The following is a 15,519-nucleotide window of genomic DNA, read 5'->3' on the forward strand; positions in this document are numbered from 1 at the left end:
GACAGACAGACAGACAGACAGACAGACAGACAGACAGACAGACAGACAGACAAGTTTAATGGATTGATTCTGCTTTGTCAATATGTTTTTGGTGCGATTACCCTTGAACTTGGATTTGTAGGTAAAATTTCTATGTGCAAACGTATTATGAAATCTGAAACAAGTGCTGATGGAGATATCCCATTCTTCAAAATTGGTACATTTGGAAAAGAGCCTGATGCCTATATAACAAAGGAAAAATTCGAGGAATATAAGGCGATATACCCTTATCCGAAAAAGGGAGATATTCTTATTTCTGCGGCAGGAACAATTGGAAGAACGGTTGCATTTGACGGAAAACCTGCATACTTCCAAGATTCCAATATTGTTTGGATTGACAATGATGAAAGTATTGTGTTGAACAGCTACCTCTATTATTATTATCAATTACAGCCATGGAATATAGCGACTGGCGGAACTATTGCAAGGCTTTACAACGATAATATAAGCAAGGCGAAGATTCATGTTCCATCCATAGAGGAACAAAGGCGCATTGTTTCCATTCTCAATCGCTTTGATGTTCTCTGCAATAATATTTCTTTTGGCTTACCCGCAGAGATTGAAGCACGAAAAAATCAATACGAATATTACCGAGATAAACTGCTGACCTTCAAAAAGCAATAAACAACAAAGGAGGATGCCGCATGAGCATATACAATATCATTGCCGCAACCAATGAGAGTACCGTTGTCGCTGAATACACGCCGGAAAGCTCACGCTCTGACAGTTTTCAGAGCGAAGCGGCTCTTGAAAAGGAATTTATCCGTCTGCTGACCGAACAGGGATATGAGTACCTTACCATCCATGACGAAAATAGTCTGATTGCCAACCTCAGACGGCAGCTCACACTTTTGAACGATTATACCTTTACCGACAGCGAGTGGAAGCGTTTCTTCACGGAAACCCTTGCCAACGCCAACGAGGGCATTGTCGAAAAAAGTCGCACCATTCAGACTGACCATGTAAAGGTACTTCGCAGGGATGATGGAACTTCCAAGAATATTCAGCTCATAGACAAAAAGAACATTCATAACAACTATTTGCAGGTTATCAATCAGTATGAGGAAACCGAGGGCAACCATGGCACACGCTATGATGTGACCATTCTTGTTAACGGTTTGCCACTTGTCCATGTGGAACTGAAACGCCGTGGTGTTGCAATCCGTGAAGCCTTTAACCAGATCAAACGCTATCAGCGTGACAGCTTTTGGGCGTCAAGCGGCTTGTATGAGTATGTGCAGATTTTCATTATTTCCAACGGAACGCACACCAAGTATTATTCCAACACCACCAGAAACAGCCACATCAAGGAAATGGGCGAATCCGCAAAACAGAAGTCGAAGAAAACAAGCAACAGTTTTGAGTTTACTTCTTTCTGGGCAGACGGTAATAATAAGGTGATTGCAGACCTTATTGATTTCACGAAAACATTCCTTGCCAAGCATACTATTTTGAATGTGCTGACCAAGTATTGTGTTTTTACAACAGAAGAAATTCTGATGGTCATGCGACCTTATCAGATTGCAGCGACTGAGCGTATTCTGAACCGCATCGAGGTTTCTACGAACTATAAGAAAATGGGAACGATTGATGCCGGAGGATATATCTGGCATACAACAGGAAGCGGAAAAACTTTGACCTCTTTTAAAACCGCACAGCTTGCATCTGCACTTCCTTATGTGGACAAAGTTCTGTTTGTAGTCGATAGAAAGGACCTTGATTATCAGACTATGAAAGAATATGATCGCTTTGAAAAAGGCTCTGCCAACAGCAATGCTTCTACAAAAATATTGCAGAGACAGCTTGAGGACAGGGATGAAAAAGGCGGTTATCATCAATATAAAATTATTATCACGACCATTCAGAAGCTGGATAACTTCGTGACCAGGAACAAAGGACATGAGGTGTTCAACAAGCATTGTGTTATCATTTTTGACGAGTGCCACCGCAGCCAGTTTGGGGATATGCACGCCAAGATTGTAAAAGCATTCAAGAAATATCATTTGTTCGGCTTTACCGGCACACCGATTTTCGCCGCCAATGCAGGAAAAGGAAAGCACATGAAAATGCTGACCACACCACAGACCTTTGGAGACCAGCTCCACACATATACCATCGTGGATGCGATCAATGACGGTAATGTTCTTCCTTTCCGCATTGACTATGTGAACACAGTCAAGGAAAAAGAGGACATAAAGGACAAGAATGTATCTGCCATTGATATTGAAAAGGCAATGGGGGCACCAGAGCGTATTCGAGAAATCGTCAAATATACTCTGGAACATTTTGACCAAAAAACCAAAAGAAACAGCTTTTATTCCTTGAAAGGTAAACGCATGGCAGGATTCAACGCCATGTTCGCTGTCAGCTCTATTCCGATGGCTATGAAGTATTACAAGGAATTCCGGAGACAGATTGGGGAGAGTCACCGTCAGTTTACGATTGCTACGATTTTCAGTTATGCTGCAAATGAGGATGACCCCGAGGATGTTCTTCATGAAGAAGGCTTTGACACCGATGCTCTTGACCAGACTTCCCGTGACTTCCTTGAAAGTGCAATTGGAGATTACAATGCTGCATTTAACACCAATTTTAACACTTCTTCTGATAGGTTCCAGAACTACTATAAAGATTTGTCTATGCGAGTGAAGAATCGTGAAGTGGATTTGCTGATTGTTGTGAATATGTTTCTTACAGGTTTTGATGCAACAACGCTCAACACCTTATGGGTGGACAAAAATCTGAAAATGCATGGACTGATTCAAGCTTATTCCAGAACAAATCGTATTCTGAATTCTGTTAAGACCTACGGCAATATTATTTGCTTCCGTAATTTACAGAAAGCTACGGACGATGCAATTGCCCTCTTTGGAGATAAGAACGCAAGTGGTATTGTGCTTCTAAAGAGCTTCAATGATTACTGGAACGGCTATGAGGACAACGATGGCAGGTATCACCCCGGCTATATTGATTTGCTTGAAAAGTTGGAAACGAAATATCCTCTTGATAGTCAGATTGTCGGAGAACAGGCAGAGAAAGATTTTATCAGACTGTTCGGTGAGATCCTCAGTATGAGAAACATTCTTTCGTCCTTTGACCAGTTTACAGAAATGGACAGTATCGTCGCAAGAGATTTGCAGAATTATCAGAGTATCTATCTTGACCTCTACGATAAGTACCGTAGAAAAGGCAATGCCGAAAAAGAAGATATTACAGACGATATTGAATTTGAAATCGAACTTATCAAGCAAGTGGAAATCAATATTGACTACATATTGATGTTGGTTGAGAAGTATCATGATGGCAACTGTGAGGACAAAGAAATTCTTGCTTCTATCCGGAAATCGGTTGATGCAAGCATTCAGCTCCGCAGTAAGAAAGAACTCATTGAAGCCTTCATAAGCCATGTTAATGTTGATACACAGGTTACTACCGATTGGCGTAGATTTGTTCTGGAACAGGAAAAACAGGATTTGACTGAAATCATTATGACCGAAAAGCTTAAACCGGAAGAAACCAGTAAATTTATTTCAAATGCTTTTCGTGACGGAACATTGAAAACGACAGGAACAGAGATTGACAAGCTTATGCCACCGGTATCACGATTCGGCGGTGGAGGCAGAGCAAAAAAGAAGCAAGGCGTCATTGAAAAACTGAAAGTGTTTTTTGAAAAGTACTTTGGACTTGGCATTGTGGAGTTCAAAGCTGAGGAGCAAGAGCAGTCAGTTATGTATGAAATCGAGCCGACCTATCAGATGGTAGCCGAAGAATGACCAATGGGGACGGAGTTTGTGGCTTCGAAAACCTAGATGAATTTAAACAGGGGCAGGTGCAATCCTCGTGGATTACACCTACCCCTTATCTATTCATTCCTGTTTTTGCCAAGCCACAAACTCCGTCCCCATTGGTCCATTGGTCAAAGGCCATCCTGGAGATTTTTGTTTGCTGTTGCAAGCATGAGTTTAATTCGATTGACCTGGTTAACTTCGCTTGCGCCCGGATCGTAGTCGATAGCGACAATGTTGGAGCCCGGATATGTATTTCTGAGTTCTTTTATGACACCTTTACCTACGATGTGGTTTGGAAGGCATCCAAATGGCTGGGTACATACGATGTTGCCGGCACCCTGATGGATGAGTTCGATCATCTCACCTGTTAAGAACCAGCCTTCACCGGTCTGATTGCCGATAGATACAATCGGTTCGGCATATTTTGCCAGATCCTGAATATGTGCCTGAGGCTGGAAGTGGCGGCTCTTCTCGAATTCTTTACGTGCTGTTTTTCGAATTGTTTCAAGGGCCTGAATAACCATATTTCCCATAACAGCACTTTTTTTGCTCTTTCCGAGTTTTTCGTGTTTGAAGTTATTGTTATAGGCACTGTAGAGGAAGAAGTCCAGCAGATCCGGCATGACGGCTTCTGCGCCTTCCTGTTCAAGCAGATCAACAAGATAATTGTTGGCGGATGGTGAGAATTTAACAAGAATTTCGCCGACAATACCAACGCGCGGTTTTTTCAAAGTCTCATCGATCGGAAGCTGGTCGAAATCGCGGATAATTCCTTGAATATTTTTCTTAAAGCTGTTTCGATTCTTGCCTGTGATCGAATCAATGCATATCTTTTTCCAGTATTCATGGAGACGGTCGGCAGAACCCGGATAAAGTTCATATGGACGCATTCTGTACAGTACACGCATAAATACATCGCCGTAAACGAGAGCCTGCATAGCACCGATAATAAGCTTTGGTGTGAATTTGAGTCCCGGATTGGTCTCTAAGCCGCCTGCATTGATGGAAATGACAGGAATCTGATGCATTCCCGCATTTTCAAGGGCGCGGCGGATAAAGCCGATATAATTGGTAGCACGGCAGCCGCCTCCGGTCTGAGTGATAGCAACAGCGACCTTATTTAAATCATGCTTTCCCGAGAGCAATGCCTGCATGATCTGTCCGACAACACAAATGGAAGGGTAGCAGGCATCATTATTTACATATTTTAAACCGATATCAATCGTCTCTTTTGTGCAGTCCGGAAGAAGTTCCACATTCAGCCCGTTATGCCGGAGTGCTTCAATTAAAATGTCAAAATGGATCGGTGACATATTCGGGGCGAGGATTGTATAATCTTTTGCCATCTCTTTTGTGAAAATAATACGGTCATGAGCACTGGAGCGAATATCACCGTGGATATTTTTCTGTTCACGGAGACGGATCGCCGCAATCAGAGAGCGGATACGGATACGGGCTGCTCCCAGGTTGCTGACTTCATCGATCTTCAGACAAGTGTAAAGCCTTCCGGAGCCGGTCAGGATATCTTTAACCTGATCCGTTGTCACTGCATCCAGACCGCAGCCGAAGGAGTTGAGCTGGATTAATTCCAGATTTTCCTGAGTTTTTACAAACTGGGCTGCTTTATACAGTCTGGAGTGATACATCCACTGGTCAGAAACGATGAGTGGTCGTTCGACTTCAGCAAGATGGGAGACACTGTCTTCTGTCAGTACCGCAATGCCATAAGATGTGATCAGTTCCGGTATGCCGTGATTGATCTCCTTATCAATATGGTATGGACGGCCGGCAAGTACGATTCCCTTCATATGGTGATCCCGGAGATACTTGATCGTTTCTTCGCCCTTATCTTTCATATCCTGGCGGGCTGCGGCCAGTTCATCCCAGGCAGCTTTGACAGCGGCACGGATCTCTTCCTCAGAAATATTCTGTGACAGACAGAATTCCTCAATCATACGCTGTTCAATGTGGGCTTCATCATTTAATGAAAGGAACGGATTCATGAAGCGGATATGTTCTGAAGCCAGTTCTTCCACGTTGTTTTTAATATTTTCCGAATATGAAGTGACGATCGGGCAGTTGTAGTGGTTATTTGCACCTTCTACCTCTTCGCGCTCATATGGAATGCTCGGATAGAAAATAAAATCAATCTTATTTTTGATCAGCCACATAATATGTCCGTGGACCAGTTTGGCCGGATAGCAGACCGATTCACTCGGGATAGATTCAATTCCGAGCGAATAGATATTTGCCGAGGACTGAGGTGTAAGTACGACCTGATAACCCAACTTTGTAAAGAAGGTAAACCAGAAAGGATAATTTTCGTACATATTCAGAACCCTTGGAATACCGACTTTGCCGCGAGGGGCTTTATCTTCCGTCAACGGTTCATAATTGAAAATACGGTTATATTTATATTCAAACAAGTTCGGAACATTGTTGTCCGATTTTGCTTTGCCGATGCCGACTTCGCAGCGGTTTCCTGTGATAAACTGACGTCCGCCGCTGAAACGGTTGATCGTCAGGTGACAGCTGTTTGTACAGCCTTTGCAGCGTCCCATGGAAGTTGTATATTTAAGATTGATCATCTTATCCAGCGGAAGCATCGTGGACTCGGTGCCGTCGTAACGTTCTCTGGCGATCAGAGCTGCACCGAAGGCTCCCATAATTCCGGCAATATCCGGACGAACGGCTTCACATTCAGCAATGCGCTCAAAGCTTCGAAGGACAGCATCATTATAAAAAGTACCACCCTGAACAACAACTTTACGGCCGAGATCCTTCGGATCTGTCAGTTTAATAACTTTAAGAAGGGCGTTTTTGATAACGGAGTAAGCAAGACCGGCGGAAATGTCGCCGACTTCGGCCCCTTCTTTCTGGGCCTGCTTAACGTTGGAATTCATAAATACGGTACAGCGTGAGCCCAGATCAATCGGGTTCTTTGCAAAAAGTGCCACCTTTGCAAAATCAGCAATCTCATAGTTCAGAGATTTGGCAAAGGTTTCGATAAAGGATCCGCAGCCTGAGGAGCATGCTTCATTTAAAAGCACGTTATCGACGGTGTTATTCTTGATTTTAATACATTTCATGTCCTGACCGCCGATATCCAGAATGCAGTCTACTTCCGGCTCAAAAAATGCGGCAGCATAGTAGTGGGCAACTGTCTCAACTTCACCTTCATCCAGCATAAATGCGGATTTTAAAAGGGCTTCGCCGTATCCGGTAGAGCAGGAGCGTACAATTCGCGCACTGTCCGGAAGAAGTTCTTTGATTTCTTTGATCGCACGGATTGTTGTATTTAAAGGACTTCCGTTGTTGCTGCTGTAGAAAGAATAGAGGAGTGTTCCGTCCTCACCTACAATGGCAACTTTTGTTGTTGTTGAGCCCGCATCAATACCGAGGAAACAGTCACCTTCATAATCCGAAAGGCTTCCTTTTTTTACCGTATGCTTATTGTGGCGTTCTGTAAATGCATCATAATCTGCCTGATCTTTAAAAAGCGGCTCCATACGCTTCGATTCAACTTCAATCTTAATATCGGAAGAGAGCAGCTCAATCATAGCATCAAGACTCTGGCTTTCTGTACAGCAGTCATTCATGGCGGCACCCATAGCCGCAAACAGATGAGAGTTCTCCGGTGCGATAATATATTCACCTGTCAGATGGAGTGTTCGGATAAAAGCTTCTTTGAGTTCAGATAAAAAGTGAAGCGGACCGCCTAAAAATGCCACATGACCGCGAATCGGTTTACCGCAGGCAAGACCGCTGATCGTCTGATTGACAACGGCCTGAAAAATAGAAGCGGATAAATCGGATTTCGTTGCACCTTCGTTGATCAGAGGCTGAATATCGGATTTTGCAAAAACACCGCAGCGTGCCGCGATCGGGTAAACAGACTTATAATCTTTGGCATATTCATTCAGGCCGGAGGCATCTGTCTGGAGCAGAGAAGCCATCTGGTCAATAAAAGAACCTGTACCACCGGCACAGATACCATTCATACGCTGTTCAATATTGCCTTGTGAAAAATAAATGATCTTTGCATCTTCTCCACCAAGTTCAATGGCCACATCTGTTTTTGGTTCAAAAAACTGGAGAGCGGTAGATACAGAAATAACTTCCTGTACAAATGGAATATTTAAAGGTTTGGCGATAGACATACCGCCGGAACCGGTGATCATTCCGTGAACACTGATATTGCCGAGAGCCTTGCGGGCTTTTGTGATCAGATCCAGCAGAGTTTCGCGGATATTGGCAAAATGACGTTCATAATCCGAGAAGATCACCTGATTTTCTTCGTTCAGACAGGCAATCTTAACTGTAGTCGATCCTACGTCAATGCCTAATCTATATGTATGATTCATGTTATTCCTCCTATGGAGTTTTCCAGATATTAGTTTTTTAACGAAAATATTATAGTACAAATCGGCCAAAAACTCAATACTGTCTTTGAACGGGATAAGCACACTCTTGCACAGAAGGGCATACCATAAATAAAAAAACAGGTGTGCTTATGAATTATTTTCTGCGTCGTCAGGATAATGATTATGACAGATGTGATGGGATGTTCCATGAAATTAAAGAGAGGGATAGTCTGTACAAAATATCACGATTTTACGGGATATCCCTTTCTGAGCTGATGGAAAAAAATCCGAATGTGGATGTTTATAACCTTAAAATTGGTGATAAACTATGTATACCGGTCAAAAACATGCCCTATATTGTTAAAAAGGGAGATACGCTGGACTGGGTTTTAGATCATTTTAAGCTGGATTACGACACACTTCGCAACGCAAATCCTCAAATGTCACCGCTTATGTTGGAGGAAAATGAGGTTATTTACATCCCCGGACAGGGGATGTAACAGAGTGAATCCGGTTGACAAAGAACCGGGCTTTTACTATAATGAGGATATTAGGTAGATGAGATAAATGCAAGAAGGGGGCGGCTTTTGTGCGGCAGCCCCTTTAATATTAGCAGAGAGGTTGAATTATGTCTTTATTGGATAAGCTTGAAAGAAAGTTTGGCAGATATGCCATACCGAATTTAATGCGTTATATTATTGTCCTTTACGGCGCGGGAATGTTTTTACGGCTATTTGCGCCCGGCGTCTATGAAGCTTATTTTATGCTTGATGCAAGTATGATCCTGAAAGGGCAGATATGGCGTATTTTCACATTTTTGCTTCAGTCGCCGTCGACGAATCTGTTGTTTTTTATCATCACTTTGTACTTTTATTATATGATCGGCAATATACTTGAACGGACATGGGGAAGTTTTCGCTTTAATGTTTACTATTTTTCAGGCGTTCTCGGAACCGTTCTGGCGGCTATTGTTGTTTACCTGATCACAGGCAGAGTTTATTATCTGGATACCACTTTTATCAATGCATCCCTTTTTCTGGCATTTGCTTTTGAATATCCGGATATGGAAGTGCTTCTGATGTTTATCATCCCGATCAAGATGAAGTGGATGGGATATCTTTCCATACTGGCGTACGGTTACAGTTTTGTTACCGGCGGTTTTGGAACACGTGTGGCAATTCTGATTTCGCTTCTGAACTTTATTTTGTATTTTTCATCGATTGTTCGCAGAAAGCGTATTTCACCAAAGCAGATGCATCGGCGGATGAATTATAATAAAGCGGTGAAGAAGGCTGCCCGTTCTGCCGCTCATCATAAGTGTGCGATCTGCGGTCGTACGGATGAAGATGATGATACGCTTGAATTCCGTTTCTGTTCGAGATGTAATGGAAATTACGAATATTGTCAGGACCATCTGTTTACGCATGAGCATGTAAAGTGATTTGGGTGATTATATGAAATGGCACAAAAAATTATATTTGGGAGAATCCATTAAACAGGAACGCTGGGTTCGTTTTCAAATTTCTTTCGGGAAAAAGATGAAGGGTTATTATTGCATAGCCCTTTCAGATTATAAGGGTAATCTTCTCGATATTTATGAAAGTCGTTTTCTCAGAACCGGGAATATACAGACAGACAATGTGTATATTGTTGGTGTTGCGTCAGACAAGACAGAGGCTTTCGAAGTTGTCCGGTCGATCATTGAAGATGTATATCTTCATACCGGCGGATTTGATGTTCGCGGTTATCTTGGTATTACAGTATAGAGGTGTTGGTGTGTTACATATCATTCTGTTAATTTTAAAAATCGTTGGATATATTCTTCTCGGAATTATCGGATTGCTTCTCGCGCTGATGCTTATCGTTCTGTTTGTACCTGTTTGTTATGAGCTTTCGGGAAAATATGATGATGATCCGGAGGCAGAAGGTAAGGTGTCCTGGCTTTTCGGGGCACTGAAGGTCCAGGGCGGATTTAAGGAGAAAAAGCTTCGGGCCAGGGTGAATTTTCTATGGTTTCGTCTTTTTGATACGGAGAAAAGGGACAGTCCGGAGGAGGCTGAGGCTATACCGGATCCGGTTTTGCCTCCGGTTGGCGATGAGACCATAGACATAGGTATAGATGAGAAGGCGGAGAAGGAAAGTGATGTCATTGCAGATGATGCTCCGTCTGTAACGCGGATCGAGCCTCCGCCTTCGGAAAAAAAAGAGAAGGATGACAGGCAGGATGTTCCGACAGTTCAAAAGAAACCTTCTCAAAAAAAACAAAAATTCGATTCACAGACATCGGCACCGGAATCCAGGGAAAGCCTGGGTGAAAAAATTCAGAAAGTTTTTGTGCGGGCAGAAAAATCAATCGACAATGTCCGGAAAAAATGGGAGAAGTTGTCGAAGAAGAAGAACATGGCAGAGAAACTGTGGAATGCAGATTTTGTTCAGAATAGTCTTGCTTTCGGAAAGAAAGCATTGATTTCAATTTTAAAAAAGATACGTCCGGGAAAGATTTCCGGCAATATTTTATTTGGACTTGGAAAACCGTCCGATACAGGAAAGGTACTGGGATATGCAAGTATGCTTTACGGCTTGTATGGTAACGCCATTGTACTTTGTCCGGATTTTGAGAAGGCTGTTTTTAAAGGCGACTTGCGTGTGAAGGGCAGCCTGCAGCTTTATATCTTTGTTTACTGGGGGCTTCGTGCCATCATGAATAAAAATATAAGAAAGCTGATCGCCTGTGTAAATCATATCAGGAAAGGTAAGGAGGAGACCTTATGGCAGTAAACACATTCAGTACATCAATTCAGTCACTTTTTGACGGAATGAATACCGTTCTTTCAACAAAAACCGTTGTGGGCGAACCGATTACAGTCAATGACACGATCATCATCCCGTTAGTGGATGTTCATTTTGGAATGGGAGCCGGTTCGATGGCTTCTGATGCAAAGAAAAAAGACAGTGCCGGAGGCGGTATCGGCTGTGACATGGATCCGTGCGCCGTTCTTGTTATCCGGGGGGATGTCGTTAAAGTGATTCCGGTGGAGAGTCATCAGTCTCCGTTTATGAAGCTGATCGATATGGTTCCGGATATAATGGACCGTTTTACAAAGGGCGATCCGATGGAAGATGAAAAAGTGGCTGAAAAAGTCAGTGAGATTGTAGAAGATAAATAACACAGATTTCAGACCGGAAGCATAAGATATAGAGAACAGAAATCCGGGAGAGATGCTTATGAAACGCATTATAGGTTTTGCCATGTTCTGGATTGCGGTTGGTATGACGATCATGATGTTTATTCATTCAGCTGTTTTAAGTATCTGTCTCATTCTCTTCTGTCTGATCTTGAGTTATAATTTTTTCTGTTGTAAATAATTTGGTTGATCGGCAAATGGGCCGAAATACGAACATAAGACAAGGTGAAAACATGAGTGTATCAAAAATTAATTTTAACGAAGACAACGAAGCACTTATCGTTGTCGATCCAATCAGTGAGATTGATAAGAAAGAATTTAAAAAGTATCTGGATGTGGACAGTCCGTTCTTTTTGAGAACGGAATTTGAGAATGATAAGGCTTTTACTCTGTTTTATTCGTTTGAGAACAGAATAACATTAAAACAACTTTTAGCTCAGGAATTTAACAAGGAAGAAGCACTCAGTCTCCTGAAATCATTGACAGAAGTGTTTATGGTTGTCGAAAAACATGATCTGAATCCGGATCATGTGCTTCTTGGAATCAACAGTGTATTTTACGATGAGGCGAATCGTCAGATATCCTGTGTGTATGTTCCTGTAAAAGAAGGGGTACTTCCGGCAAGACCTCTTCGCCTGTTCCTTAAAGAGATGCTTGTTAACATGCTTTATGCACAGGATGCGGATATGACATGGCTTGGCAATGTGATTCGTTATATAAGCAGCAACAGGAGCCTGGATTACAGAAAGTTTTATGCTTTCCTCGAATCTCAGGAGAAGGTTTCGAATATTTCGTCAGCGCCAATCGACGTTCCGGAGACAAAAACGGTTATGCCTGAGAAGGAAGTTGCTGTCCCTCAGTCTGTAAATCTGCAGGATGATATACAAAAAACTTTTGAAGCTGTTTCTTCAGATACAAAAGCAGTGAAAGATGATCTGGATGGGTTTGGTGATATCAAGGCGACACTGGAAAGTATCCCTGCTGCTGAAAGTGTGGATGTCTTGAAAGAAGAGATTTCGCTTGCTTTTGGCGATCACACAGAAGAACCGGCACCGGTGGATATACCTGAAATTCCTGTTGCCAAACCGGCACCGATCGAAGTTGAAGATCCGATGGATGATGACGCAAAGGCCTGCCTGCTGCGCAGATCCAGTCAGGAGATCTACATGGTTGAGCCAAGAGAGATGTATATTGGAAAGTCTGCAGGCAATGATATCTGTATCTCCGGCAATCCGGCTGTCAGCAGAGTTCATGCGGTTCTTTGTTACAGAGATGGAAAATACTGGATCAGAGACCATGAATCTACAAACCATACATTTGTAAACGGTATTCTTGTGATGGATGATCAGGAGAAAGAGTTGAAAGCAGGAGATCGGATTCTGCTGGGAAATGAAGAATTGATCTTTAAAAATTAAGGATAGAAACGAAAAGACAGCCTGCAAAAGCTGTCTTTTTTACATTAGTAAAGTTTTTCGAACTTTCCTGCACATATACAATAAAGAAAAAAGGCAGCATAAATGCTGCCTTATGATTTCTAAAATTAAGGTGATCGTTCAGAGCCAACCTCGGGTTAAGCTCTTTCAACTAAACCGGAACGTAAACAGGAAGTACATACATAAAGTTTCTTTGGTGTTCCGTTATCGTTTACTTTAACTTTCTTAATGTTAGATTTCCACATTTTATTGCTTCTTCTATGTGAATGAGACACTTTGATACCAAAGTGAGCTGCTTTTTCACAAATTGCACATTTTGCCATTGCCTGCCACCTCCTTAAAAGATGATTTTGACCCTACAGGTTTACAACAAATCAATTCTATCAGATTATTTCGCTAAATGCAAGTATAGATTTATAAATAATGACATATTTTTTTGTAAAGTGGAAAATATATATTTTCTTTTTTAGGGAAAGCGGTTATAATGTATGTATGACTAGGGTATCCGGGGCAAAAAATTCGGGTTCCGGTACCATCAATATAGAATTGGAGGTTCTCGCTATGAAAGGACACTTGAATAAAGAAGGCGGCAGTGTTGCCATTGATCTTGATGTTATTTCTAAATATGCTGGCTTGACAGCGATTGAATGTTTTGGTATTGTTGGCATGGGAATGATCAGTGTAAAAGACGGTCTTACCAGACTTCTTAAGAGAGAAAGCCTTACGAAAGGTGTGGAAGTCACTATTGAAGACAATCAGATCAATATCCGTTTTCATGTAATTATTGCTTATGGCGTGAGTATAGCAACCGTTGCTGATAACTTGATGAATAATGTAAAATACAAAGTCGAGCAGTTTACAGGAATGGAAGTTGGCCGGATCGACATCTTCGTTGAAGGTGTCCGGGTAATTGATTGACATTAAGGAGGAACCAGCGGTGGTTATTAATACAATTGATGCGAACATGCTCAAAAAGATGTTCCTGTCAGGAGCACAGAGATTAGACTCTAAAAAAGAATGGATCAACGAGTTAAACGTATTTCCTGTTCCGGATGGTGATACAGGAACGAATATGACAATGACGATTATGTCTGCTGCAAGAGAAGTACAGGCGATCGAGAATCCAACGATGGAAAGTCTTGCAAAAGCAATTTCACAGGGAGCGTTAAGAGGTGCCAGAGGTAACTCAGGCGTTATTCTTTCTCAGCTTTTCAGAGGATTTTCAAAGGAGATCAAAGAAGTTGATGTGATCGATGCTTCTGTTCTGGCATCTGCGCTGGAGCGGGCTTCTGAGACAGCTTATAAAGCAGTTATGAAGCCGAAGGAGGGAACAATCCTCACAGTTGCGAAGGGCATGTCGGTGAAGGCACTTGAGGTATTCGGTGAGACAGAAGATCTTGTTGAAGGCATTGAAAAGATTCTGGAATATGGAGATTATGTTCTCAGCCAGACACCGGAGATGCTTCCTGTACTGAAACAGGCCGGCGTTGTTGACTCGGGCGGACAGGGACTTATGGAAGTGCTGAAAGGTGCTTTTGACGGTCTTCTTGGAAAAGAACTGGATTTATCTGAAACTTTCAAACCGTCATCCAAAGTGAACGTATCTAATAATGAAGATATTGATACAGCGGATATTAAGTTCGGATATTGTACAGAATTTATCGTTATGCTGGAGAAGCCTTACGATCAGAATACAGAGAATGAATTTAAAGAATATCTTTCTTCCATCGGTGACAGCATCGTGTGCGTGAATGATGAGGATATCGTTAAAGTTCACGTACATACGAATGATCCGGGACTTGCCATTCAGAAAGGTCTGACATATGGCTCCCTGACAAGTATGAAGATTGATAATATGCGTGAGGAACACCAGGAGAAAGTTATCAAGGATGCAGAGCGTCAGGCTGCAAAACAGAAGGAAGTCTATGAGGCACCGAGAAAACCGGTTGGTTTTATTGCCGTTTCCATCGGAGAAGGTATGAATGAAATCTTTAAAGGACTTGGTGTGGATTATGTGATCGAGGGCGGTCAGACGATGAATCCAAGTACAGAAGATATTTTAAAAGCGGTTGATCATGTGAATGCCGATACGATCTATGTGCTGCCAAACAACGGTAATATAATCCTTGCTGCTGAGCAGGCGAAGATTCTTGCGGAAGGAAAAGAACTGGTTATTGTTCCGACGAAGACTGTTCCTCAGGGAATCACAGCGGTTGTCAACTATATTGACGGTGAATCCGTCCAGACAAACATGGATCATATGATGGAAGAAATTGCCCGGGTAAAATCCGGTGAAGTGACCTATGCTGTGCGTGATACGATGATCGATGACAAAATTATATCCGAAGGTGATATTATGGGTATCGGTGATGCGGGTATCCTTTCTGTAGCAAAGGATATTTCAGAGGCAACGATGGAACTTATTGATACACTGGTGGATGAAGATTCTGAGTTGATCAGTATTTATTACGGTTCCGATACTGCTCAGGAGGATGCAGAAGAACTGGCAGAACAGGTTAAAGAAAAATATCCGGATGTGGATGTGGAACTTCAGAACGGCGGGCAGCCGATCTACTATTATGTTCTTTCTGTTGAGTAAGGACATCATTTTAAAATGTGATTTGAGGGGATGCTTTTTGAGCATCCCCTTTTTATGGGGGTAGATTATGCAGATGACAGATTCTGTCCGATGTCTGAAAGGCGTCGGCGA

General features: G+C 42.4%; 13 protein-coding genes. 11 read left to right on the forward strand and 2 right to left on the reverse strand.

Translation table 11 applies throughout. The features are described 5' to 3' along the window. Positions 1–663: restriction endonuclease subunit S (locus QZZ35_RS05100; RefSeq protein ID WP_291236421.1), on the forward strand; the 663-nt coding region annotated here is incomplete at its 5' end. Between the two features lie 20 nt (positions 664–683). Continuing rightward, a complete protein-coding gene (locus QZZ35_RS05105; protein ID WP_291236422.1) occupies positions 684–3,812 on the forward strand; it encodes a type I restriction endonuclease subunit R in 3,129 nt (1,042 codons plus the stop codon). A 143-nt stretch (positions 3,813–3,955) separates the two neighbouring features. Here the strand turns inward: QZZ35_RS05105 and QZZ35_RS05110 are convergent, their stop codons facing one another. Further along, the gene (locus QZZ35_RS05110) at positions 3,956–8,191 is read right to left on the reverse strand and encodes a 2-hydroxyacyl-CoA dehydratase (protein ID WP_291236423.1); all 4,236 of its coding nucleotides are present in this window, start codon (positions 8,189–8,191) and stop codon (positions 3,956–3,958) included. A 149-nt stretch (positions 8,192–8,340) separates the two neighbouring features. On the opposite strand from QZZ35_RS05110, the gene QZZ35_RS05115 reads away from it, so the two are divergent. From QZZ35_RS05115 to QZZ35_RS05145, 7 genes are all read left to right on the forward strand, one after another. Further along, positions 8,341–8,691 carry a LysM peptidoglycan-binding domain-containing protein gene (locus tag QZZ35_RS05115; protein ID WP_291236424.1) on the forward strand — a complete coding sequence of 117 codons (351 nt, stop codon included), beginning with the start codon at positions 8,341–8,343 and terminating at the stop codon, positions 8,689–8,691. Positions 8,692–8,819: 128 nt separating this feature from the next. After that, entirely contained in the window at positions 8,820–9,632 is an 813-nt protein-coding gene (locus QZZ35_RS05120) for a hypothetical protein (protein WP_291236425.1), read from the forward strand. A 13-nt stretch (positions 9,633–9,645) separates the two neighbouring features. After that, positions 9,646–9,957, forward strand: coding sequence for a hypothetical protein (locus QZZ35_RS05125; protein WP_291236426.1), 312 nt, complete (start codon positions 9,646–9,648; stop codon positions 9,955–9,957). A 10-nt stretch (positions 9,958–9,967) separates the two neighbouring features. Beyond that, positions 9,968–10,969, forward strand: a complete 1,002-nt coding sequence (locus QZZ35_RS05130; RefSeq protein ID WP_291236427.1) for a DUF2953 domain-containing protein — start codon at positions 9,968–9,970, stop codon at positions 10,967–10,969. Beyond that, positions 10,960–11,358, forward strand: a complete 399-nt coding sequence (locus QZZ35_RS05135) for a GerW family sporulation protein (RefSeq protein WP_291233667.1) — start codon at positions 10,960–10,962, stop codon at positions 11,356–11,358. Before QZZ35_RS05130 ends, QZZ35_RS05135 begins: the two co-directional genes overlap by 10 nt. 58 nt (positions 11,359–11,416) lie before the next feature. Further along, positions 11,417–11,557, forward strand: coding sequence for a hypothetical protein (locus QZZ35_RS05140; RefSeq protein ID WP_291233668.1), 141 nt, complete (start codon positions 11,417–11,419; stop codon positions 11,555–11,557). Between the two features lie 52 nt (positions 11,558–11,609). Next, positions 11,610–12,791 carry an FHA domain-containing protein gene (locus QZZ35_RS05145; protein ID WP_291236428.1) on the forward strand — a complete coding sequence of 394 codons (1,182 nt, stop codon included), beginning with the start codon at positions 11,610–11,612 and terminating at the stop codon, positions 12,789–12,791. Between the two features lie 155 nt (positions 12,792–12,946). Here QZZ35_RS05145 and rpmB read toward each other — a convergent pair whose 3' ends face one another. Further along, positions 12,947–13,132: a 50S ribosomal protein L28 gene (rpmB, locus tag QZZ35_RS05150; RefSeq protein ID WP_291233670.1), complete on the reverse strand. Its 186-nt coding sequence runs from the start codon at positions 13,130–13,132 to the stop codon at positions 12,947–12,949. 238 nt (positions 13,133–13,370) lie between these two features. On the opposite strand from rpmB, the gene QZZ35_RS05155 reads away from it, so the two are divergent. Continuing rightward, positions 13,371–13,727, forward strand: a complete 357-nt coding sequence (locus QZZ35_RS05155; protein ID WP_291236429.1) for an Asp23/Gls24 family envelope stress response protein — start codon at positions 13,371–13,373, stop codon at positions 13,725–13,727. Positions 13,728–13,746: 19 nt separating this feature from the next. After that, on the forward strand, positions 13,747–15,408 hold the full coding sequence (locus tag QZZ35_RS05160) for a DAK2 domain-containing protein (protein WP_291236430.1): 1,662 nt from the start codon (positions 13,747–13,749) through the stop codon (positions 15,406–15,408). Positions 15,409–15,519 lie beyond the last annotated feature (111 nt).

It is taken from the genome of Frisingicoccus sp., from assembly GCA_016298055.1.
Lineage (GTDB): Bacteria > Bacillota > Clostridia > Lachnospirales > Lachnospiraceae > Frisingicoccus.

Excerpts from the sequence above, each read along its gene's own strand:
- QZZ35_RS05105 (WP_291236422.1), top strand. The coding sequence starts at position 684 with ATGAGCATATACAATATCATTGCCGCAACCAATGAGAGTACCGTTGTC.
- QZZ35_RS05110 (WP_291236423.1), bottom strand. The coding sequence starts at position 8,191 with ATGAATCATACATATAGATTAGGCATTGACGTAGGATCGACTACAGTT.
- QZZ35_RS05115 (WP_291236424.1), top strand. The coding sequence starts at position 8,341 with ATGAATTATTTTCTGCGTCGTCAGGATAATGATTATGACAGATGTGAT.
- QZZ35_RS05120 (WP_291236425.1), top strand. The coding sequence starts at position 8,820 with ATGTCTTTATTGGATAAGCTTGAAAGAAAGTTTGGCAGATATGCCATA.
- QZZ35_RS05125 (WP_291236426.1), top strand. The coding sequence starts at position 9,646 with ATGAAATGGCACAAAAAATTATATTTGGGAGAATCCATTAAACAGGAA.
- QZZ35_RS05135 (WP_291233667.1), top strand. The coding sequence starts at position 10,960 with ATGGCAGTAAACACATTCAGTACATCAATTCAGTCACTTTTTGACGGA.
- QZZ35_RS05140 (WP_291233668.1), top strand. The coding sequence starts at position 11,417 with ATGAAACGCATTATAGGTTTTGCCATGTTCTGGATTGCGGTTGGTATG.
- QZZ35_RS05145 (WP_291236428.1), top strand. The coding sequence starts at position 11,610 with ATGAGTGTATCAAAAATTAATTTTAACGAAGACAACGAAGCACTTATC.
- rpmB (WP_291233670.1), bottom strand. The coding sequence starts at position 13,132 with ATGGCAAAATGTGCAATTTGTGAAAAAGCAGCTCACTTTGGTATCAAA.
- QZZ35_RS05155 (WP_291236429.1), top strand. The coding sequence starts at position 13,371 with ATGAAAGGACACTTGAATAAAGAAGGCGGCAGTGTTGCCATTGATCTT.